The organism is Xanthomonas sp. SHU 166 (assembly GCF_000364685.1).
Taxonomy (GTDB): domain Bacteria; phylum Pseudomonadota; class Gammaproteobacteria; order Xanthomonadales; family Xanthomonadaceae; genus Xanthomonas_A; species Xanthomonas_A sontii.
Genome location: NZ_AQOJ01000648.1, coordinates 1 through 328, shown reverse-complemented (window position 1 = coordinate 328; position 328 = coordinate 1). Strand labels below are relative to the sequence as shown.

Genomic DNA, 328 nt, shown 5'->3' with positions numbered 1-328 from the left:
CGGAAAAGCTCTTCGCCCGCCTCAACGGCGCCTTGCCGGGGCTGGTGGACCGCAGTTTGAAAGCGCAGTTGCCCGTGGTGCGCCGGCATGCCGCGCGCGCTCCTTCCCGATTTGGAGATGCCCGATGAACGTCCGTCTGCGTGCGCTGTCGTTGTTGCTTGCGCTGTCGCCGCTGGGGGCGGCCGTCGCCGCCGCGCCGCTGACGCCGGCAGTGGTCGCGGTGCGCGACCAGTGGGCCCAGGTCGCCTACCAGACGCCGAAGCCGCAGCGCCTGCAGGCCTATGCCAACCTGGCCGCGCAGGCGGCCGCCGCCCGCCAGGCGGCGCCG

Annotated in this window: 2 pseudogenes; both read left to right on the top strand. The window is 73.5% G+C overall.

What is annotated here, in order from left to right:
- A pseudogene (locus D180_RS23515) lies at window positions 1-128 on the top strand (short chain dehydrogenase); the annotation flags it as partial.
- Window positions 125-328 (top strand): annotated as a pseudogene (locus D180_RS15610) (hypothetical protein); the annotation flags it as partial. The pseudogenes D180_RS23515 and D180_RS15610, both read left to right, overlap by 4 nt.